Below are 20395 nucleotides of genomic sequence, written 5' to 3' on the forward strand. Positions count from 1 at the left end.
CGCCGCGCCACCGGGGTATGCGCCGGCATGACCTCAACACCGCGACAGCGCGCCCTCGCCCTGGTGTGCACGCTGAAGAAGGGCCCCGCTCCGTCGAGCAGTGAGCTGATGGCCGACCGGGTGCTCGAGCAGCTTCGCGAGGCCGGCGCCGAGGGCGAGAAGGTCCGCTGCGTCGACCTGAACCTGCTGCCCGGCACCGAGGCGGACATGGGCCCCGGCGACGAGTGGCCGGGGTTGCTCGAAAAGATCAGGGCCGCAGACATTCTCGTGGTTTCCACGCCGACCTGGGTGGGTCATATGTCCAGCGTCGCCCAGCGCGTCCTGGAGCGACTGGACGCCGAGCTCTCCGAGAAGGACGAGGCCGGGCGACCCAAAACGCTCGGCAAGGTGGCGCTGGCCGCGGTCGTGGGCAACGAGGACGGCGCGCACAAGATCGTCGCCGACCTATTCCAGGCGCTCAACGACGTCGGATTCTCGATCCCGGCGCAGGGCTGCACGTACTGGAACGGCGAGGCGATGCAGGGCGGGGATTTCAAGGACCTCGACGAGGTGCCCCAAGTCATCGCGACCACCACCGCGTCAGCGGCCCGCAACGCGGTGCACCTGGCCGGCGTGCTGCGGCAACACCCCTATCCGCCCTACGAGTAGGCGGTTAGGCGGGGTAGCGACGGGGCGTGAACACCCGGTCGCCGAAATCGTCTGTGTGCCATTGGGTCTGCGAGGATCCGACGATCAGCAGGCAGCGCATGTCGACGTCGGCGGGGTCGAGGTCGGCCAACCGCACCACGCGGACCTCCTCGTCGTCTCCGGACACGTTGCGGCCGATCACCACCGGCGTGCCCGGCTCGCGATGGGCCAGCAGCACGTCACGCATCGCGCCCACCTGCCAGGTCCGCGCCCTGGACGCCGGGTTGTAGATGGCCAGCACAAGATCCGCGGCGGCCGCGGCGGCCAGCCGCGCGGAAATCACGTCCCAGGGTTTGAGCCGGTCGGACAGCGAGATCACCGCGTAGTCGTGACCCAACGGGGCGCCGACCCGGCTGGCGACCGCCTGCGCGGCCGTCATCGCCGGAATCACCCGGATCCGCACTCCCGGCCACTGTTTGGCCTCCTCCAGAACGGCCGTCGCCATCGCGAACACGCCCGGGTCGCCCGACGACACCACGGCGACGGACTTCCCCTGCTCCGCCAGCGCGCACGCCAGCCGCGCCCGCGCGGGTTCGTCGGTGTTGTCGCTGGGGTGGCGCCGCTGCCCGTCGCGGACCGGGACGCGATCCAGGTAGCCCGCGTAGCCGACCAGGTCGGTCGCGGCGGCCAGCTCGCGTCGACTCTGCGGCGTCATCCAGTCGTTGCCGCCGGGTCCCAGGCCCACCACGGCGACGGTGCCGGCCGTCGATCCGCGCCGCCGGCCGCCGGGCAGCATGGCCAGGGAGAAGTACGGCACGCCGGTGCCGTCGACGTCGGCGGCGGGCAGTATCCGCTGCCCGGAGGTGCTGGCCCGCTCGACGTAGAACGTGTCGTCGAGCTGACCCGTCGCCGAAAGCGCTTCCCGCACATTGTGATAGGAGCGGCCCAGCTTGAGCACGACGGCGGCGTCGGCGTCGGCGAGCCGTCGCGTGAGCTCGGCGACGGGCAGCGTGCCCGGCAGCACCGACAGCACCTCGTCGCCGGCCACCAGCGGTGTCGCGATGGCCGCCGAGGCGGCGCTCACCGACGTCACGCCCGGCACGATGACGGCGTTGAACCGCTCGGTCAGCCGGGTGTGCAGGTGCATGTACGAGCTGTAGAAAAGCGGGTCGCCCTCGGCGAGCAGCGCGACGTCGCGACCGGCGTCGAGGTGCGCGGCGATGCGCCGCGTGGCCTCGGCGTAGAAGTCCTCGATCGCGCCGGCGTAGCCGCCGGGGTGCTCGGTCGTCTCGGTGGTCACCGGATAGACGAGGTGCTCCTCGATCTGTCCGGGTCGCAGGTATGGTTCGGCGATCCCGCGGGCGATGCTGCGGCCATGACGCGCGCTGTGATAGGCCACCACGTCGGCCTCGCCGATCACCCGGGCGGCCTTGACCGTCACCAACTCCGGGTCGCCGGGCCCCAGCCCGACGCCCCAGAGTGTGCCGCGTCGGGCGCTCATTCGGCGTCGTTCGCGATCGCGTTGACGGCCGCCGCGGCCATCGCGCTGCCGCCGCGTCGGCCCCGCACCACCAGGTAGGACATCCCGCGCGGACGCTCGACGAGTTCCTGCTTGGACTGCGCGGACCCGACGAATCCGACCGGGCCGCCCAGCACCGCCGCCGGCGGGGCGGCCCCCTCGTCGATCAGCTCCAGCAGCCGGAACAGCGCGGTGGGGGCGTTGCCGATCGCGAGGACCGCGCCGGCCAGCCGGTCGGCCCACAGCTCGACTCCGGCTGCCGAACGGGTGGTCTGCCGGCGTGCGGCCAGCTCGGCCGCGCGCCGATCGGCCACCAGCGACACCACGCGGTTGTCGGCCGGGAGCCGCGCGGTGGTGATCCCGGCGGCCACCATCGACGAATCGCACAGCACCGGGGCGCCGGCGCGCAGGGCGTCGCGGGCGCGGGCGACGACGTCGTCGGTGTAGGCGACGTGCTCGGCGACGTCGACCTGCCCGCAGGTGTGGATCAGCCGGACCACGACCCTAGCGACGTCGTCCGGGAAACGCGTCAGGTCGGCCTCGGCGCGGATCGCCGCGAACGACCGGCGATAGATCTCGGCCGCGTCGCGGATGTAGTCGAGCACTCGCTCACCCTAGCCACGGGCCTCCCGCAGCAGCCGGTATCCCTGCCCGTTGGCGACCAGCACCTCGCCCGTCGGCGGGCTGCCGCAGGCGCGTTCGCAGCCGACGAAGTGGCGGTGCACCGCCGCATCGGCGTCGAGGGACGCGGCCGCGTCCGCCCGCACGTCGGCGGCCGAGTACGCGCACCCGGGGCTGCCGGTGCAGGCGCTGACGCCCAGCCAGGGAGAGTTCTCGTCGAACACCAGGCCCAGCGGCGCCAGGACGCGCAACGCGGCGTCCGCCACCTCCTCGCTGAGGTCGCACACCAGCACCGAGCGCCACGGCGTGATCACCAGCGGCGCGTCGATGACCGCCAGATAGTCCGCGACCCGCGCGGGCAGCACGCCCAGCGGCACCGCGGCGCCCAGCGCGACCCGGCCGTCGTCCTGGCAGATCCATCCCACCGGCGCCCTGGTCACCGGCGGGAAGGCCGCGTCGCCGAGGGTCACACCGGGTAGCAACTCCTCGGTGTCGGCCAATTCGCTGACACGCCAAGCCTTTCCGCGCACCTCGACGAAACGCAACGCCAACGCGACCAACGACCGTGCCACGTCGCCGGCGGCCAGCCGTAGACCGGTGTCCCGCCCCGCCAAGAGCAGCGCGACACCGTCCTCGACCGCGTGCGCGCCGAGGTCGGCGCCCAGCCCGGACACGTCGGCGCGCCCGTCGTCGAGGCCGAACCAGAACCGGCCCCCCAGCTCGGCGAGCCGGGGTTCGGCGCAGATGGCCGCGTCCAGCTCGCCCCCCCCCGCCCGCACGTCGGTGCGCCCGCCGACCCGGCCGGACAGGGGCGACGCGACGATGTTGCGGACCCGCTCATGCGTCGGGGACGGCACCAGCCCGGCTCGGGTGATGGCCTCGGCGACGGCCGCCACGTCGGTGATCCCGCGCAGCTGCAGGTTGCCGCGCGCGGTCAGCTCGAGCGTCGCCGAGCCGAACTGTTTGGAGACGCAGGCCAGCGTCGACAGCTGGGCGGGCGTGATGATGCCGCCCGGCAGCCGGACCCGTGCGAGGGCGCCGTCGGCGGCCTGGTGCACCTGCAGCGCACCCGGGCAGACGTCCGTGTCGCGGAATCGGGCCATCTATTCACGGTACGACTCGGCGGCTCCCGAGGGCGGCGATTCGGGGTTGGATCCGGGTCACGGTGGGCACCCTCGTCCGGTGGAAGCGGTGGAATACGCAACGGGCCGTTGGGCCGACGTCTTTGGCGAATCGACGCAACCCACGGTGCTGCTGTGGCACGGCATGCAGCCCGACGCGCGCGCGGCCGTGCGCCCCCTCGCCGGCATGCTCGCCGGTCACGGCGCGGCGGTGGTGGCACCGGATTGGAACTCCCATTCCGGCGACGGTGGGCGCGCGGACCTGCTGGCCTCGCTCGATTTCGCCCGCAACTTCGCCGCCGACCCCGACGGGATGGTGCTCGTCGGCTGGTCCCTGGGGGGGAGCGCCGCGGCGGCCCTGACCCTCGATGCGGCGCGCTTCGGCGTCGCGCCGGCGCACACGGTGTGCCTCGCGGGCGCGTTCATGGTCCCCGATCCGATCTCCGGCCGAACACCGGCCGACGCGTTGCGCCCCGATCGCGTCGGGGCGCCGTTCACGCTGCTGCACGGCCTCGCGGACGACGCCGTGCCGGTTGCGGCCAGCAGGGACTTCGCCGCGGGTCTCGAGCGGGTTGGGTGGCCGGTGGAACTGGTCGAGCTGGCGGCCGATCACGGGTCGATCGCCGGCGCCGACTACGACCCGGTCGCGGATCGCTACGAGCCGGCGACGGGCGGGCGGGCGCTGGAGGTGGCCGCGGAGGTCGCCGCGCGCATCGCGGCCCTGATCGATCGATGACGCCCACGCGATCGCGGGCCTGCGCGGCCTAACGACTTTGGCGTTGAACTATCTACGAGTTCACGACGTCCCCGTGCGTCGCGCATAGGCCTGGCGCTTCTCGCGTTCCAGGTCGCTGGTGAATACCCGCCCGGTGCCCAAGGCGCGCCCGAGCGCCTCGGCCACGGTTTGGGGCAGCAGGCGCTGCGCCCACAGGGTGGCGCCGAGCGAACGCGGGATGGCCACTCGTGGTTGGGGTTTGGCGATCACCCCGACGACCGCCCGGGCGACATCTTCTGGCTCGGCGTTCTTGAAGCCCTTGGCGTGTCCGACGCCGGCAACCATATCTGTGTTCGTCAGCGTCGGCATGATCACCGAGAAGTTCACCCCGCTGCCACGATTCTCCATGCGCACCGCGTCGGTGTACCCGAGGACGGCGTGCTTTGTGGCGCAATAGGTTGCGATGCCCTCGGTGGGTAGCACGCTGCCCAGCGAGCCGATATTGATGACGTGACCGCGGCGGCGGGGCAGCATTCGTTGCGCCGCCAATTTGGTGCCCAGGATGACCCCGTGCACATTGACATCGAACAGGCGCCGGGTGATGTCGTCGGGCTCGTCGATGGCGCGGCCCACCGCGATCACGCCGGCGTTGTTGACCAGGATGTCCAGCGGGCCCAACTCGTTCTCCACCGCGTCGAGGAACTCGGTGAACGATCCGCGGTCGGTGACGTCCAGGCGGCGAAAGACCGCCACGCCCAGCCGCTCACCCGCTTGCCCGGCGGTGGCTTCGTCGATGTCCCCGATGGCCACCTTGGCGCCCGCGGCGTGCAGCGCGGTCGCGATGGCCAGGCCGATCCCGCGGGCGCCGCCGGTGACGGCGACGACTTTTCCGGCGACATTTCGGGCGAGGGGCTCAGACTTCATCGCTACACGGTACGGCCTGCCGGCAGCCGTGGAAACCCCTCCCGCGCCGGACGTCACCGGCACTGCGCCGCAAAGCTTTTGCGACGGTGACGAGAAGCGCGAGTAGAGTCAGTTCGGTGCCCGGTTCCTCGTCTCATGAGCGGATGGTCGCCGGGGTCGCCGCGGCCTCCGTCGCGCTCGGTGCCGCCCAGCTGGCCGGCATCCCGTTCGGTGGCCGCGCCGATGCCCGCACCGCGGTCGGCGCCGCGGTCGTCGATCTGACACCGGGCCCGGTCAAGGAGTGGGCGATTCAAACGCTCGGCCCGCTGGACAAACCGTTCCTGGCCGTCGTCGTGCTCGTGGCGATCGCGACGATCGCGGCGATCGCCGGGACTTTCGAGACTCGACGCCGCCCGTTCGGCAGTGCCGTGATTGCCGGGGCGGGCGTCCTCGGCTGCGTCGCCGTGCTGTCGCGACCCGCCGGCACGGTGCTCGACACGATCCCCACCATCGTCGGCGCCGCCTGTGGCGTAGGGGTCCTGCGCGCTCTGGCCCGGCGCTTCTGGTCCGAGCCGGACGACGACGCGGCCGACCAGGTGCGGCCGGATCCCGGCCGGCGCAGGTTGGTCATGTACGGGTTGCTCGGATTGGGCGTCGTCAGTGGGGTAGCGGGGGTGGTCGTCACGCGGCTGGCGCATTCGGTGGAAGCCGAGCGCAAGACGTTCGCTTTGCCGCCCCCACGTTCGTCGGCGCGCCCCATACCCGCCGCGGTGCAGCCCAAAGGTGTGGCGCTGCCGGGCTTTATCACCTCAAGCGCCGACTTCTACCGGGTGGACACCGCGCTGAGCGTGCCCCAGCTCGGCCGCGGCGACTGGCGGCTGCGTATCCATGGGATGGTGGATCGCGAGACCACCTACAGCTTCGACGACCTCGCCCGCTTCGGTATCGTCGAGACGGTGACCACCCTGACGTGTGTATCCAATCCCGTTGGCGGCGACCTTATTTCGACGGGCATCTGGACGGGCTATCGGCTGGCGGATCTGTTGGCGGCGGCCGGTGTGCACCGGGACGCGGACATGGTGCTGTCCACCTCGATCGACGGATTCACCGCCGGCACCCCCGTGCAGGCCCTCACGGACGGGCGCGACGCGCTGCTGGCCGTCGGCCTCAACGGTCAACCCCTGCCGGTCGAGCACGGCTATCCGGCCCGCATGGTGGTGCCCGGACTCTATGGCTACGTGTCGGCCACCAAGTGGGTGGTGGATCTGGAGCTGACCCGGTTCGACAGGGCCACGGCTTACTGGACCCGGCAGGGCTGGGCGGCGCAAGCGCCGATCAAGACGGAGTCGCGCATCGACGTGCCCAGGGGCGGCCAGAAGGTGCCGGTGGGGCCGGTGGTGTTCGGCGGCGTCGCGTGGGCACAGAACCGTGGCGTGCGGGCGGTGGAAGTCCGCATCGGCGACGGCGGCTGGCGGCCGGCCGAACTGGGTGCGAGCTATTCCAATGAGACATGGCGTTTGTGGAGCTTTCCGTGGGAGGCGAAAAGCCCTGGGAAACAGACCATCACCGTGCGGGCCATCGACAACACCGGGGCGATCCAGACCGAACAACAAGCCAGTCCCGTTCCCGACGGTGCCACCGGCTGGCACACGGTGAACTTCGCCGTCGTGCCCGCGTAGCGCCTATTTCGACGACAGTTTCCGCCAGCTGATCACCGCGACCGCTATCCCCACGAGCGCCGTGATCGGTCCGATGACGGACCAGGTGGTGGAGTTGCTCATCGGGCTGCCGCCGAGCACCCCGAAGCCCTGCAGCGCCCAGATCACACCGAACAACGCGACGATCAGCCCGAGCGCGAAGGTGACGACGAATCCTCTGCTCATAGGGGGACCCTACGTGCCGATTCGGCCGTCCGATGCGGCTGCGGTACGAATGGGGGGTGGCCGAGCCGACGATCTTGCTGCTGTCGACGTCCGATACGGACCTGATCAGCGCCCGTTCCAGCGGCAAGAACTATCGGTGGGCCAACCCCTCACGCCTGCCCGATGAGCAGCTGCCGGAGCTGCTGGCCGGCGCCTCGATCGCGGTGGTGCGCATCCTCGGCGGCTACCGCGCCTGGCAGAGCGGGATCGACGCCGTGATCGCCAGCGGTGTCCCGGCGGTGCTGGTCAGCGGGGAGCAGGCGGCAGACGCCGAACTGACCGGCCTGTCCACACTGGCCGCCGGCATCGCGGTGCAGACGCACATCTACCTGGCCCACGGCGGCGTGGAAAACCTGCGCCAGCTGCACGCCTTCCTCTCCGACACGGTGCTGATGACCGGTTTCGGGTTCACCCCGCCCGTGGTGACCCCCACCTGGGGTGAGCTGGAGCGACCGCACGCCCGGGACGCCGAAGGCCCGAGGATCGCGGTGCTGTACTACCGCGCCCAACAGCTGGCGGGCAACACCTCCTACATCGAGTCGCTGTGCCGGGCGGTCGAGGACGCCGGGGGACGACCGTTGCCCGTCTACTGCGCCTCGCTGCGCACCGCCGAACCCGGACTGCTGCAACGGCTCGGCGACGCGGACGCCATGGTGGTCACCGTGCTGGCGGCAGGCGGCCTGCGGCCGGCCACGGCGGTGGCGGGCGGTGAGGACGACAGCTGGAACGTCGAACACCTTGCGGCCCTGGACATCCCGATCCTGCAGGGCCTGTGCCTGACCAGCCCGCGCTCCCAGTGGCGCGACAACGACGACGGCCTGTCACCGCTCGACGTGGCCAGCCAGGTCGCCGTCCCCGAGTTCGACGGCCGCATCATCACGGTTCCCTTCTCGTTCAAGGAGATCGACGACGAGGGGCTGATCTCGTACGTCGCCGACCCGGAGCGCTGCGCGCGCGTCGCGGGCCTGGCCGTCCGGCACGCGCGGTTGCGGCACGTCGCCCCGCCCGAAAAGCGGGTCGCCATGGTGTTTTCGGCCTACCCCACCAAGCACGCCCGCATCGGCAACGCGGTCGGGCTGGACACCCCGGCCAGCGCGGTCGCGCTGCTGCGGGCGATGCGCGAGCGCGGGTATCGGATCGGCGATCTGCCCGGTGTCGAGGCGGGCGACGGCGACGCGCTGATCCACGCGCTCATCGAACGGGGCGGGCAGGACCCCGATTGGCTCACCGACGGGCAACTGGCCGGCAACCCGATCCGGGTGTCTGCCAAGGACTATCGGGCCTGGTTTGCCACGCTGCCCGCCGAACTCGCCGACGCCGTCGTCGCACACTGGGGCCCGCCGCCGGGGGACCTGTTCGTCGACCGGAGCGCCGACCCCGACGGCGAGATCGTCATCGCCGCGTTGCGGGCCGGCAACCTGGTCCTGATGGTCCAGCCACCCCGCGGCTTCGGGGAAAACCCGGTGGCCATCTACCACGACCCCGACCTGCCGCCCAGCCACCACTACCTGGCCGCCTACCACTGGCTGGACACCGGATTCGGTGCGCACGCGGTGGTGCACCTGGGCAAGCACGGCAACCTGGAATGGCTGCCGGGCAAGACGCTGGGCCTGTCGGCGGCCTGCGGCCCCGACGCGGCGCTGGGTAACCTGCCGATGATCTACCCGTTTCTGGTCAACGACCCCGGCGAGGGCACCCAGGCCAAGCGGCGGGCCCACGCCGTGCTCGTCGACCACCTCATCCCGCCGATGGCCCGCGCCGAAACCTACGGCGACATCGCGCGTTTGGAGCAGCTGCTCGACGAACACGCCACGGTCGCGGCCCTGGATCCCGGCAAATTACCCGCCATCCGCCAGCAGATCTGGACGCTGATCCGCGCCGCAAGGATGGACCACGATTTGGGGCTGAGCGAGCGCCCCGCCGAGGACGCGTTCGACGACATGATCCTGCACGTCGACGGCTGGCTGTGCGAGATCAAGGACGTCCAGATCCGCGACGGGCTGCACGTCTTGGGTCAGAAGCCAACGGGGGAAGCCGAACTCGACCTGGTGCTGGCGATCCTGCGGGCGCGCCAGCTGTTCGGCGGCGAACACGCCATTCCCGGCCTGCGTCAGGCCCTGGGGCTGGCCGAGGACGGGACCGACGAGCGGTTGGCGGTGGACCGCGCCGAGGCCGCGGCCCGGGAATTGGTCGCGGCGCTGCAGGTCACCGGCTGGGATCCCGGCGCCGCCGACCGGCTCACCGACGACGCCGGCGTCGCGGCGGTGCTGCGGTTCGCGGCCACCGAGGTGGTGCCGCGGCTGGCCGGCAGCGCCGCCGAAATCGATCAGGTGTTGCGGGCGCTCGACGGCCGGTTCATACCGGCCGGCCCGTCCGGGTCGCCGCTGCGCGGCCTGGTCAACGTGCTGCCCACCGGGCGCAACTTCTATTCGGTGGATCCCAAGGCGGTGCCGTCCAGGCTGGCCTGGGAAGCCGGTGTGGCGCTGGCGGATTCGCTGCTGGCCCGGTACCGGGCCGATCACGGGCACTGGCCGCAGTCGGTGGGCCTGTCGGTGTGGGGCACCTCGGCGATGCGCACAGCCGGCGACGATATCGCCGAAGTCCTTGCGCTGCTGGGCGTCCGGCCGGTCTGGGACGACGCGTCGCGGCGGGTCGTCGGGCTGACCGCGATCCCGCCGGCCGAGCTGGGTCGCCCGCGCATCGACGTGACCGTGCGGATCTCCGGCTTTTTCCGCGACGCCTTCCCGCACGTCGTGACCATGCTCGACGACGCGGTGCGGCTGGTCGCCGATCTCGACGAGCCCGCCGAGGACAACTACGTCAGGGCCCACGCCCAGGCCGACCTGGCCCAACACGGTGACCAACGACGGTCCACCACACGGATTTTCGGCTCCAAGCCGGGCACCTATGGCGCCGGCCTGTTGCAGCTGATCGACAGCCGCAACTGGCGCGACGACGCCGACCTCGCCCAGGTGTACACGGCCTGGGGCGGATTCGCCTACGGGCGCGACCTCGACGGTCGCGAGGCGGTCGATGACATGAACCGCCAGTACCGGCGCATCGCGGTGGCGGCCAAGAACACCGACACCCGCGAACACGACATCGCCGACTCCGACGACTACTTCCAGTACCACGGCGGCATGGTCGCCACGGTGCGCGCGCTGACCGGCCGGGCGCCGGCCGCCTACATCGGCGACAACACCAGCCCCGACGCCATCCGCACCCGGACCCTCTCGGAGGAGACCACGCGCGTGTTTCGCGCGCGTGTTGTCAACCCGCGCTGGATGACCGCGATGCGCAGGCACGGCTACAAGGGGGCGTTCGAGATGGCGGCGACGGTCGACTACCTGTTCGGCTACGACGCCACCGCCGGCGTCATGGCCGACTGGATGTACGAACAACTCACCGAGCGCTACGTGCTGGACCAGGAGAACCGCAAGTTCATGGCGGAGTCCAACCCCTGGGCGCTGCACGGCATGGCCGAACGGCTGCTGGAGGCCGCCGGCCGGGGCATGTGGGCCGAACCCCAGCCGGAGACCCTCGACGGCCTGCGCCAGGCGCTGCTGCAGACCGAGGGCGACCTGGAAGGCTAGCTCCGCGCGGTGCGCCGCCCTTGAGCCCGGTCAGTCCGTGAAGTCAATCCGGACGCTGATCGGGTCGGACTGCAGGGCGCGGAAAGTTGCGGCGACGAGCGGTGACAGCAGCCGCGACGTCGCGAACGTGCTGGCCCGCTTCGCCGGGTCGTCGTCGGGTTCGAACCGGGCAATTCCGGACCGCCACCGGTTCCGTTGCCGGATACGCACTTTGGGGTCGGTCTCGATGTTGAGGGCCCACCCTGAGCGTCGCCCGTGCTGGGAAATCACCCAGGCGCCCTCATCGTCGAAGTTGGCAGAAACCGGAACGCGGCGACGGGCCCCGGATTTTCGGCCGGTCGTTTCGAGCTCGGTCGCGAAGGTCGTCCGGATGCCGAGCCGGCCGAGCAAGGCCACGGCGGGATTGGCGAGGTAGCGACCGATGAGGCGCTCCCTGCGAAACTTCCGGACGGCCTGCCGGGTGGTGATGGGGTCAGCCGCGTTGCTCGACATGGTCAGCCTCCGGTCTTCGTCTCGGTAGAACGATCGGTCTACCGTTGGGTGCAATCTAGTAGAATAATCGGTCTACTGCAAGCGGATGGTGGCGGGCGAAGGCGAGGAAGATCGATGTCTGCACGGGAGCGCTTGATCACCAGCGCAATTGCGCTCGTTCGGACCGCCGGAGTCGCCGGCGCGAGCGTGTCCGCGCTGCTCGACCACTCCGGCCTGGCACGCCGAACGCTCTATCTCAACTTCCCCGGCGGCAAACCAGAGCTCGTCGAGGCGGCAACCGACGCCGCCGGGGCCGAGCTCACCGCCGCCATCCGGGACTGCATGGACGACGACGACCCCGCGCGGGCGGTGGCCGCCTTCCTGCGGATGTGGGAAGCGATGCTGGCCGACAGTGGCTACACGGCTGGCTGCCCGATCGTCGCGGCGACCTTTGGTCGCGCGGAGGCGCCTGCCGCAGCCGACGCGGCCGCCGCGGCTTTCAGCGCGTGGGAGGGCCTACTGGCCCAGCTCCTCCGCGAAGCCGGCGTGGAGCGATCGGCGGCCGCCGATCTGGCCACCACCGCGGTTGCCGCGGCGGAGGGTGCGGTCATCATGTCGGTGGCGCAACGGTCGCCGACACCGCTGCGGCGGGTGCGCCGTGTGCTCTCCGCCCAATTCGCCGTGACGCCGGACAGCGCCGCCTCCGCGATCGAGACGGCAATTACGCCAGCGGGTTCTTCGGGTCGCTCACGTACCCAAAGCCCCTAAATGAAACTGCTATTCGGCCAACGTTGATGACTCCGCGCCGCGCAGCGCCCCAAAAATCAACGCCGCATCAGCCGTCGCGGCCGCGGGAGGTAGGTTGACACCGTGACGCCCACCTTCGCCGATCTGGCCAAGTCGCAGTACATCCTGCTGACCACGTTCACCAGGGACGGCCGGCCCAAGCCGGTCCCGATCTGGGCCGCGGCCGACGGGGACCGGCTGCTCGTCATCACCGAGGCAAAGTCGTGGAAGGTCAAGCGGATCCGCCACACTCCCAAGGTGACCCTGGCCACCTGCACCGTGCGCGGCCGCCCGACGAGCGAGGCAGTCGAGGGCACCGCGGCCATCCTCGACAAGTCCCAGACGGGCGCCGTCTACGACGCGATCGGGCGGCGCTACGGCATCGCGGGCAAGCTGTTCAACTTCGTCAGCAAGCTGCGCGGCGGCATGGACAACAACGTCGGGCTCGAGCTGAAAGTGGCGCCCGGCTAGGGCAACTGGGGACAGATGGGCACCGTCCTCATCCCGATCCCGGATCGTGACTTCGACCCCACCGAGGTCGCGGTCAGCTGGCGGGTGTTGACGCGCGACGGTCACCGGGTCGTCTTCGCCACCGGGACGGGCTCGCCCGGGGTGGCCGACGACATCATGGTGACCGGCCGCGGGCTGGACGCCTGGTCCGCCCTGCCGGGGCTGGGATCCGTCCGGCTGGTCGGGCTGGCGCTGCGGGCCGACAAAAACGGCCGCGCCGCGTATCGGCAGATGCTGCAATCGGCGGAGTTTCGGCACCCAACCACGTGGGCGCGGGCGTCCCTCGACGGTGTCGACGCGCTGCTGTTGCCCGGCGGCCACCGCGCCCGCGGCATGCGCGGCTACCTGGACAGCGACGTCCTGCAGCGCTTGGTCGTGGACGCCTTCCACCGCGGGCTGACCGTTGCCGCGATCTGTCATGGCGTGCTGCTCGCCGCGCGCAGCGTCGATCCGGGCACGGGTCGCTCGGTGCTGCACGGGCGCAAGACCACGGCGCTGACCTGGGCGATGGAGCGCACCGCCTGGCGCCTCACGCGCATCACCCGGTTCTGGGACCGCGACTACTACCGGACCTACACCGAGGAACCCGGCCAGCCCGGCGGTTACATGTCGGTGCAGGCGGAAGTCACTCGCGCCCTTGCGGATCCGGCGGATTTCCGTGATGTCGCGCGCGGCTCACCGCACTGGCGGCTCAAGGCCTCGGGTATGGCGCGCGACACGGCCACCGACTCCCGTCCGGCGTTCGTCGTCGACGACGGCGGCTACGTGTCGGCGCGCTGGCCCGGCGACACGCACACCTTCGCGGCCAGTCTGTCGCGAAAGCTCAAGTGACACAACGGGTTAGGCGGTCGCCAGGTGTTCGCCGAAGAACGCGAACACTCGGCGCCACGCGTCTTCGGTGGCGGCCTGGTCGTAGCCGAAACCCGTGATGCGCAGCAGCGGCTGCGCGGGCAGGGTGTTGGCGAAACTGTGCCCGACGCCGGGGTACACCTTGATGTCGGTGGGAATCCGCTTGGCCTCGGTCACCGCGCGGAATTTCTCGGGCGCGCCCCTGCCCAGGGGGTCACGGGCGCCAAAGCTCGCGACGATCGGGCACGCCCCCTCGAGCGTGGCGTCGAGGTTGCGGGGCAGCGGGGTGCCGTAGAACGGGGCCGAGGCGCCGAAACCCTTGGGCGACATAAGGAGGGCGAACTGGCCGCCCATGCAGAAACCCGCGATGCCGACCCGCCCGGTGCACTCGGGCATCCCCGTGAGGTGGTCGCGGGCCGCCACAATGTCGTCGAGCGCGCGGCCGCGCTGCGTCTGGAGCTCCTTCATGACCCTGGTGATGCAACGGATGCGGCCACCCCGCGCGTACATGTTCGGTGTGAGCGCCACGTAGCCGGCGCGGGCGATGCGCTCGTTGGTCGACTTCTTGTCGCGGCCGTAGCCGAACGCGTCGTGGATCACCACCACTCCCGGCCACGGGCCCTGGCCCTCCGGAAGGTCAAGCAGCGCGTCGATCGGTCCCTCGGGCGTGTCGATCTGAATCGTCGTCATACCGTCATCTAACTGCAGCCTGGATCACCACCGACAGGGGAACTCGAGGGCGGCACGCAGGCGTTGGCATGACATGGTGTCGCGGCTGTTGCTGATCTACGCCGTCGTCGAGCTGGCGGCGGTCATCGCGCTGGTTTCGACCGTCGGATGGGGCTGGACGCTGCTGGTCGTGCTGGGAACCTTCCTGCTCGGGTGGGGCGTCCTGGCGCCGATGGCGGGATCGCACCTCGTCCGCCAGATCGGGCGCTTGCGGTCCGGGCTGACCGGTCCGCATCGCGCGGTGAGCGACGGGGCGCTGGTCGCGCTGGCCGCGGTGCTGGTCCTGATTCCGGGGGTGGTCACCACGGCGCTGGGCGTGCTGCTGCTGGTGCCGCCGATCCGCGCCGTCGCCCGCCCCGGGCTGGCCGCGATCGGGGCGCGCGGCCTGCGCCGGCGGGCGCCGCGGGTCGACTATGTCGACTATGTCGACTATGTGCCCGGCGGCGGCTACGCAAGGGGCGACTTCGTCGACGGCGAGGTCGTCGACGTCAGGGACTTCGAACCGCCGGCGCTGCGCGACGACGCGCGCGGCGGGTACCCGGGCCACCCGGGCTGGGACTGACCGCCCCGCGCCCCACGTAGTTTTGGCCTGTGACCCAGACTGATCGCCCCGCGACCACGCTGCTGGTCAACGGCCGGGTGCACAGCCCGAGCCACCCCGACGCGACCGCGCTGGCGGTCCGCGGCGGCGTCATCGTCTGGCTGGGCAGCGACGACGTCGGGCGCGAGCAGTTCCCCGGCGCGCGCGTCGAGGACCTCGACGGCGGGTTCGTCGCGCCGGGGTTTGTCGACAGCCACATCCACCTGACCGCGACCGGCCTGACGCTCAGCGGCCTGGACCTGCGGGCCGCCGCGTCGCGCGCCCATTGCCTGCGGATGCTCGCCGACTACGCGGCCGCCCACCCGGGCCGGGCGGTGTGGGGGCACGGCTGGGACGAGTCGTCGTGGCCGGAAGCCGCCCCGCCGACCACCGCCGACCTCGACACCATCCTCGGTGATCGGCCCGCCTACCTGGCCCGCGTCGACGTCCACTCCGCGCTGGCCTCGACCGGGCTGCGAGAACGGGTCCCCGAACTATCGGCGGCGGCCGGTTTCAGCCCCGACGGACCCCTGGTCGGCGACGCCCACCACCGGGTCCGGGCCGTCGCGCGCGACCTGCTGAGCCCCGACCAGCTGGCCGAGGCCAGGGTGGCCGCGCTGGACGCGGCCGCCGCGGCCGGCATCGTCGCGGTGCACGAGTGCGCGGGCCCCGAGATCGGCGGCCTCGACGACTGGCTGCGCCTGCGCGACCTCGAGCACGGCGTCGAGGTCATCGGCTACTGGGGCGAGGCGGTCACCACCGCCGCGCGGGCGCGCGCGCTGATCGACGAGACCGGCGCCCGCGGACTGGCCGGTGACCTGTTCGTCGACGGCGCGCTCGGGTCGCGCACCGCCTGGCTGCACGAGCCCTACGCCGACGCGCCGGACCGCACCGGCACCTGCTACCTGGACCCCGACGCCATCGAAGCCCACGTGCGCGCCTGCACCGAGGCGGGGGTGACCACGGGTTTCCACGTCATCGGCGACGCCGCGGTCTCGGCGGTCGTCGGCGCGTTCGAACGGGTCGCCGCGGACCTCGGCGTGCCCGCGGTCGCGCGGTGCGGGCATCGCCTCGAGCACGTCGAGATGGTCACCGCGCACCAGGCCGCCAACCTGGGCGCGTGGGGCGTCATCGCCAGCGTGCAGCCCAATTTCGACGCGCTGTGGGGCGGCGCCGACGGCATGTACGCCCGCCGGCTCGGCGCCGATCGCGGCGGTCAACTCAACCCGCTCGCGCTGTTAGCATCCCAAGGCGTGCCCCTCGCGCTCGGTTCCGACGCCCCGGTGACGGGCCTTGACCCGTGGGTCAGCGTGCGCGCGGCGGTCAACCATCGCACCCCGGGCAACGCGGTGTCGGCGCGGGCCGCGTTCGCTGCGGCCACCCGCGGGGGCTGGCGGGCGAGCGGCGTGCGCGACGGCCAGGCGGGGACCCTGGTCCCCGGCGCGCCGGCCTCCTACGCCGTGTGGGAGGCGGGCCCCCTGGACGTCCACGCGCCCCGCGACGCCGTTCAGCGCTGGTCCACCGATCCGCGCTCCCGGGTGCCGCCGCTGCCGCCCCTGGGCCCTTGCGACCCGCTGCCGCGGTGCCGTCGAACCGTGCATCGAGGCGCAGTCATCCATGGCTAACGGGGGCCGCCACGAGCGGCCGGGCCAGGACCCGGAGGCTGCCCCGCTGGTCGAGGGGCAGGCCGAAGAGCATCAAGAGCCCGCCGAAGAGCCCGAGCCCGCCGAAGAGCCCGAGCGCGCCGATGAGCCCGACCGCGCCGGGCCGGGCCTGCCCGCGCGGTTGGGCGGCGCATCGCGCCGGGCGCTGGCCGGGGTGGCCGCGGCGGCGATCGCGCGACTGCCCGGCGCGTGGGCGGCGCTGCGGCCCCGCCTGCCCCGCCTGCTGCTCGCCGTCGCGGGCGGCGTGCTGCTGTTCGCCAGCTTCCCCGCGCTGAACTGGTGGTGGGCCGCCGTCGTCGCCGCCGCGCTGCTGGGCTGGGTGCTGACGCGCCCGGCGACGACGCCCGTCGGCGGTTTGGGCTACGGCTTCCTGTTCGGGTTGGCCTTCTACCTGCCGCTGCTGCCGTGGATCGGCACGCTGGTGGGCGCCGTGCCCTGGCTGGTGCTGGCGACGGCGTGCGCGCTGTTTCCCGGCCTGTTCGGCCTGTGCGCCGTGTTGGTGCGGCGGCTGCCCGGCTGGCCGATCTGGTTCGCGGTGGTGTGGGCGGCCCAGGAGTGGCTGAAGTCGACCCTGCCGTTCGGCGGCTTCCCCTGGGGCACGGTGGCGTTCGGCCAGACGCAGGGGCCGTTGCTGCCGCTGGTCCAGCTCGGGGGCGTCGCGCTGCTGTCCACCGCGATCGTGCTGGTCGGGTTCAGCGCGACGGCCATCGCGCTCGAGATCGTCGAGTGGTGGAAATCCGGCGGCGGTGGCGGCGCCGACGCGAAGCCGCCCGCCGTGGTGCTGCCGGGGGTGTGCATCTGCCTGGTGCTGTTCGCCGCCGTCGTCGTCTGGCCGCAGGTGCGGCACGCCGGCGCGGGATCGGGCGGGGAGCCCGCCGTCACCGTGGCGCTCGTGCAGGGCAACGCGCCGCGGCTGGGCCTCGACTTCAACGCGCAGCGGCGCGCGGTGCTCGACAACCACGTTCGGGAGACGCAGCGGCTGGCCGAGGACGTGCGCGCGGGCCTGGCCCCCCAACCCCAATTCGTCATCTGGCCGGAAAACTCGTCGGACATCGACCCGCTGGCCAACGCCGACGCCGCCGAACAGATCGCGCGGGCCGTCGCGGCGATCGGCGCGCCCATCCTCGTCGGCGCCGTCCTCGACGTGCCCGGTCGCACCCCGGAGACGCCGCGGTACACCAACACGGTGATCGTGTGGAATCCGGTCACCGGGCCGGCCGACCGCCACGACAAGGAGATCGTGCAGCCGTTCGGCGAGTACCTGCCGATGCCGTGGCTGTTCAGGCACCTCTCCGGCTACGCCGACCGCGCCGGCCACATGGTGCCCGGCAAGAGCAGCGGCGTGGTGCACATCGCCGGGGTGCCGGTCGGGGTGTCCACGTGCTGGGAGGTCATTTTCGACCGGGCCCCGCGGAAGGCGGTCCTGGGCGGCGCGCAGTTGCTGGCGGTGCCCAGCAACAACGCCACCTTCAACCAGACCATGAGCGAACAACAGCTCGCGTTCGGCAAGGTCCGGGCCGTCGAGCACGACCGATACGTGGTGATCGCCGGCACCACCGGGATCAGCGCGGTCGTCGCCCCGGACGGCGCCGAGCTGGTGCGCACGGACTTCTTCGAGCCCGCCTACCTGGACACCCAGGTGCGCCTCAAGACGAAGCTGACCCCGGCCACCCGCTGGGGCCCGGTCCTGCAGTGGATTTTGGTCGCCGGCGCCGCAGCGGCCATTCTGTGGGGGATACGGCAGAATGGAACGTTCATGCGCGGAGGGTCCGCGCGCCCGGTTCGCCGAAGGTCCAGGCCTCGCGGTGAATCGGGGGATGCCGATACGCCCCCGGACGAACCCCCGCCCGACGAGGGCGACGCGGAGACCGCGCGCGACACCCCGTCCGAGGCGGGCGACCGACCCGACGTCGGGCGAGACAGCGACGACCAAGGAGCTATATGACCACCGGCCAGCCTGCGCCCGCGGGCAACCGTCCCAGCGAGCGCGTCCTGGTGATCATCCCCACGTTCAACGAGCGGGAAAACCTGCCGGTGATCCACCGGCGGCTCAAGGACGCCTGCCCCGCCGCGCACGTGCTGATCGTCGACGACGGCAGCCCCGACGGCACCGGTCAGCTCGCCGACGAGCTGGCCGCCGCGGACCCCGGTCGCACCCACGTGATGCACCGCACCGCCAAGGACGGGCTGGGCGCGGCATACCTGGCCGGCTTCGCGTGGGGCCTCGGCCGTGACTATTCGGTGCTCGTCGAGATGGACGCCGACGGCAGCCACGCACCCGAGCAGCTGCATCTTTTGCTGGACGCCGTCGACGCCGGGGCCGACCTGGCCATCGGTTCCCGCTACGTCGAGGGGGGCGCCGTGCGGAACTGGCCGTGGCGCCGCTGGGCGTTGTCGTGGACGGCCAACACCTATGCGCGGCTCGCGCTGGGCATCGGCGTGCACGACATCACCGCCGGCTACCGCGCCTACCGCCGCGAGGTCCTCGAGGCGATCGGCCTCGAGGCCGTGGACTCCAAGGGCTATTGCTTCCAGATCGACTTGACCTGGCGCACCGTCGGCAACGGGTTCGTCATCGCCGAGGTGCCGATCACCTTCACCGAGCGTGAACTGGGCGTGTCCAAGATGAGCGGGTCCAACATCCGCGAGGCGCTGGTCAAGGTCACCCGGTGGGGCATCGAGGGGCGCCGGGCACGCAAGGACGCCACGCGCGCGCCCAACCGCGCCTCATAGCGGGGATAGCGGGGCCCGCCGGGGCTAGCCGCGCCGGCGGGACCTGATCAGGTCGAGGCGCTCCTTGAGCAGCTCTTCCAGCTCGTCGATGGTGCGGCGCTCCAGCAGCATGTCCCAGTGCGTGCGCGGCGGCTTGACCTTCTTCGGCTCGGGCAGGTCACCCTCGATGAGGGTGCCTTCCATCCCGTTTCGGCACAGCCAGGTGCCCGGGATGTCGGCGTCGTCGGCGAACGGGACTTCGAACTCCTCGCCGTTCTCGGTGCGGTACCTCGCGATCTGGCGCGGCGCCAGGTCGTGGTTGCGGTCGGTCTCGTAGCTCACGGCTCCAAGGCGACTGCCTCTCAAGACGCGATCGGCCATGCGCGCTACTCCTTCAGATTCCTGGAAAACTTTGTGGGCTTGTTATGGGCTGTGATGCTGTCCGTTTAGCAAACGTTATGACGGTCTGCGTAGTTCCCGTGCCGACACGCGGCACACGCGACGCGACCTCCAAGGATACCGGGAGATACCGGGCCCGGCGAACACCGCGGGCTAGAGTCGGCGGCGTGACCCGCCGCGCCCGCCCCCAGCCGTGCCGCTGGTGTGGCCGGGACGTGGCCGACGCCGGGATGGGCCGTCGCCGCCAGTACTGCCGGCAGTCCTGCCGGCAACGCGCCTACGAGCAGCGGGCCGCGCTGAATCGGGGCCTGAACGGGGACGGGGGGGACGTCTCGGCGGTCCTGCCGCCGGACGCGGTGGTGCTCTCCGCCGACGACGCGGCCGACCTCTCAGACCGCGTCTACCAGGTCCGATGTGCGGCCGAGGACGTCGCCACGGCGCTCGACGAGGGGGCCGCGCCGACCGAGCTGCGCCAGTTGTGCGACGTGCTGATCAAGGCGGCCCGCGCGGCCGACGGCTGGCGCCGGGCGGGTGTCTAACCGCTCTTGACCACCGCCGATGAATAGCCGGGTACAGTCGCGCCATGGGTGGCGGGCCAGTGGTACGCGGGCGTACACGCGCGTCCGCACCTGCAAACCGGTCTTCCTCGACAAGTCGGGGGAATCGCGCGTTTT

At 71.8% G+C, this 20395-nt stretch carries 18 protein-coding genes and 1 pseudogene; 11 read left to right on the top strand and 8 right to left on the bottom strand.

Features of this window, described 5'->3' with window-relative positions:
• Positions 1 to 27 precede the first annotated feature (27 nt).
• The gene (locus BST11_RS10265; RefSeq protein WP_083137877.1) at positions 28 to 648 is read left to right on the top strand and encodes a flavodoxin family protein; all 621 of its coding nucleotides are present in this window, start codon (positions 28 to 30) and stop codon (positions 646 to 648) included.
• A 4-nt stretch (positions 649 to 652) separates the two neighbouring features.
• Here the strand turns inward: BST11_RS10265 and BST11_RS10270 are convergent, their stop codons facing one another.
• The 3 genes from BST11_RS10270 to cobG are packed head-to-tail and all read right to left on the bottom strand — an operon-like array spanning position 653 to position 3870.
• Positions 653 to 2128: a precorrin-2 C(20)-methyltransferase gene (locus BST11_RS10270; RefSeq protein ID WP_083137878.1), complete on the bottom strand. Its 1476-nt coding sequence runs from the start codon at positions 2126 to 2128 to the stop codon at positions 653 to 655.
• The gene (locus BST11_RS10275; RefSeq protein WP_083137879.1) at positions 2125 to 2751 is read right to left on the bottom strand and encodes a precorrin-8X methylmutase; all 627 of its coding nucleotides are present in this window, start codon (positions 2749 to 2751) and stop codon (positions 2125 to 2127) included. Before BST11_RS10275 ends, BST11_RS10270 begins: the two co-directional genes overlap by 4 nt.
• A gap of 9 nt (positions 2752 to 2760) precedes the next feature.
• Entirely contained in the window at positions 2761 to 3870 is a 1110-nt protein-coding gene (cobG, locus tag BST11_RS10280; protein ID WP_083137880.1) for a precorrin-3B synthase, read from the bottom strand.
• Positions 3871 to 3949: 79 nt separating this feature from the next.
• Between cobG and BST11_RS10285 the strand changes: the two genes are divergently transcribed.
• Positions 3950 to 4624: an alpha/beta hydrolase family protein gene (locus BST11_RS10285; protein WP_142276290.1), complete on the top strand. Its 675-nt coding sequence runs from the start codon at positions 3950 to 3952 to the stop codon at positions 4622 to 4624.
• 60 nt (positions 4625 to 4684) lie between these two features.
• Here BST11_RS10285 and BST11_RS10290 read toward each other — a convergent pair whose 3' ends face one another.
• Complete coding sequence (locus BST11_RS10290) at positions 4685 to 5527, bottom strand: SDR family oxidoreductase (RefSeq protein WP_083137881.1); 843 nt, start codon at positions 5525 to 5527, stop codon at positions 4685 to 4687.
• A 143-nt stretch (positions 5528 to 5670) separates the two neighbouring features.
• On the opposite strand from BST11_RS10290, the gene BST11_RS10295 reads away from it, so the two are divergent.
• The gene (locus tag BST11_RS10295) at positions 5671 to 7185 is read left to right on the top strand and encodes a molybdopterin-dependent oxidoreductase (protein WP_083137882.1); all 1515 of its coding nucleotides are present in this window, start codon (positions 5671 to 5673) and stop codon (positions 7183 to 7185) included.
• Between the two features lie 3 nt (positions 7186 to 7188).
• On the opposite strand, the gene BST11_RS10300 is transcribed toward BST11_RS10295, so the two are convergent.
• The gene (locus BST11_RS10300) at positions 7189 to 7389 is read right to left on the bottom strand and encodes a hypothetical protein (RefSeq protein WP_083137883.1); all 201 of its coding nucleotides are present in this window, start codon (positions 7387 to 7389) and stop codon (positions 7189 to 7191) included.
• Positions 7390 to 7445: 56 nt separating this feature from the next.
• On the opposite strand from BST11_RS10300, the gene cobN reads away from it, so the two are divergent.
• Positions 7446 to 11021 carry a cobaltochelatase subunit CobN gene (cobN, locus tag BST11_RS10305; RefSeq protein ID WP_083137933.1) on the top strand — a complete coding sequence of 1192 codons (3576 nt, stop codon included), beginning with the start codon at positions 7446 to 7448 and terminating at the stop codon, positions 11019 to 11021.
• Between the two features lie 30 nt (positions 11022 to 11051).
• Here cobN and BST11_RS10310 read toward each other — a convergent pair whose 3' ends face one another.
• Positions 11052 to 11513 carry a nitroreductase/quinone reductase family protein gene (locus tag BST11_RS10310; RefSeq protein ID WP_083137884.1) on the bottom strand — a complete coding sequence of 154 codons (462 nt, stop codon included), beginning with the start codon at positions 11511 to 11513 and terminating at the stop codon, positions 11052 to 11054.
• Positions 11514 to 11627: 114 nt separating this feature from the next.
• Here BST11_RS10310 and BST11_RS10315 point away from each other — a divergent pair, with 114 nt between their 5' ends.
• The 3 genes from BST11_RS10315 (at position 11628) to BST11_RS10325 (ending at position 13619) form a co-directional block, all read left to right on the top strand.
• Entirely contained in the window at positions 11628 to 12260 is a 633-nt protein-coding gene (locus BST11_RS10315) for a TetR/AcrR family transcriptional regulator (RefSeq protein WP_142276291.1), read from the top strand.
• Between the two features lie 102 nt (positions 12261 to 12362).
• Entirely contained in the window at positions 12363 to 12749 is a 387-nt protein-coding gene (locus BST11_RS10320; protein ID WP_083137885.1) for a PPOX class F420-dependent oxidoreductase, read from the top strand.
• Positions 12750 to 12764: 15 nt separating this feature from the next.
• The gene (locus BST11_RS10325) at positions 12765 to 13619 is read left to right on the top strand and encodes a type 1 glutamine amidotransferase domain-containing protein (protein ID WP_083137886.1); all 855 of its coding nucleotides are present in this window, start codon (positions 12765 to 12767) and stop codon (positions 13617 to 13619) included.
• A 9-nt stretch (positions 13620 to 13628) separates the two neighbouring features.
• Here BST11_RS10325 and BST11_RS10330 read toward each other — a convergent pair whose 3' ends face one another.
• Complete coding sequence (locus BST11_RS10330; RefSeq protein WP_083137887.1) at positions 13629 to 14327, bottom strand: dienelactone hydrolase family protein; 699 nt, start codon at positions 14325 to 14327, stop codon at positions 13629 to 13631.
• A 73-nt stretch (positions 14328 to 14400) separates the two neighbouring features.
• On the opposite strand from BST11_RS10330, the gene BST11_RS10335 reads away from it, so the two are divergent.
• From BST11_RS10335 to lnt, 3 genes and pseudogenes are all read left to right on the top strand, one after another.
• On the top strand, positions 14401 to 14928 hold the full coding sequence (locus BST11_RS10335; protein WP_083137888.1) for an FxsA family protein: 528 nt from the start codon (positions 14401 to 14403) through the stop codon (positions 14926 to 14928).
• A gap of 29 nt (positions 14929 to 14957) precedes the next feature.
• Positions 14958 to 16571, top strand: coding sequence for an amidohydrolase (locus tag BST11_RS10340; RefSeq protein WP_083137889.1), 1614 nt, complete (start codon positions 14958 to 14960; stop codon positions 16569 to 16571).
• A pseudogene (lnt, locus tag BST11_RS27105) lies at positions 16564 to 19390 on the top strand (apolipoprotein N-acyltransferase). Before BST11_RS10340 ends, lnt begins: the two are co-directional and overlap by 8 nt.
• On the opposite strand, the gene rbpA reads toward lnt, so the two are convergent.
• Positions 19368 to 19703, bottom strand: coding sequence for an RNA polymerase-binding protein RbpA (gene rbpA / locus BST11_RS10355; RefSeq protein WP_067327639.1), 336 nt, complete (start codon positions 19701 to 19703; stop codon positions 19368 to 19370). The pseudogene lnt and the gene rbpA overlap by 23 nt on opposite strands.
• Positions 19704 to 19888: 185 nt before the next feature.
• Between rbpA and BST11_RS28140 the strand changes: the two genes are divergently transcribed.
• Positions 19889 to 20260, top strand: coding sequence for a hypothetical protein (locus BST11_RS28140; RefSeq protein ID WP_083137892.1), 372 nt, complete (start codon positions 19889 to 19891; stop codon positions 20258 to 20260).
• Positions 20261 to 20395: the final 135 nt, after the last annotated feature.

Source organism: Mycobacterium alsense (assembly GCF_002086635.1).
Classification (GTDB): domain Bacteria; phylum Actinomycetota; class Actinomycetes; order Mycobacteriales; family Mycobacteriaceae; genus Mycobacterium; species Mycobacterium alsense.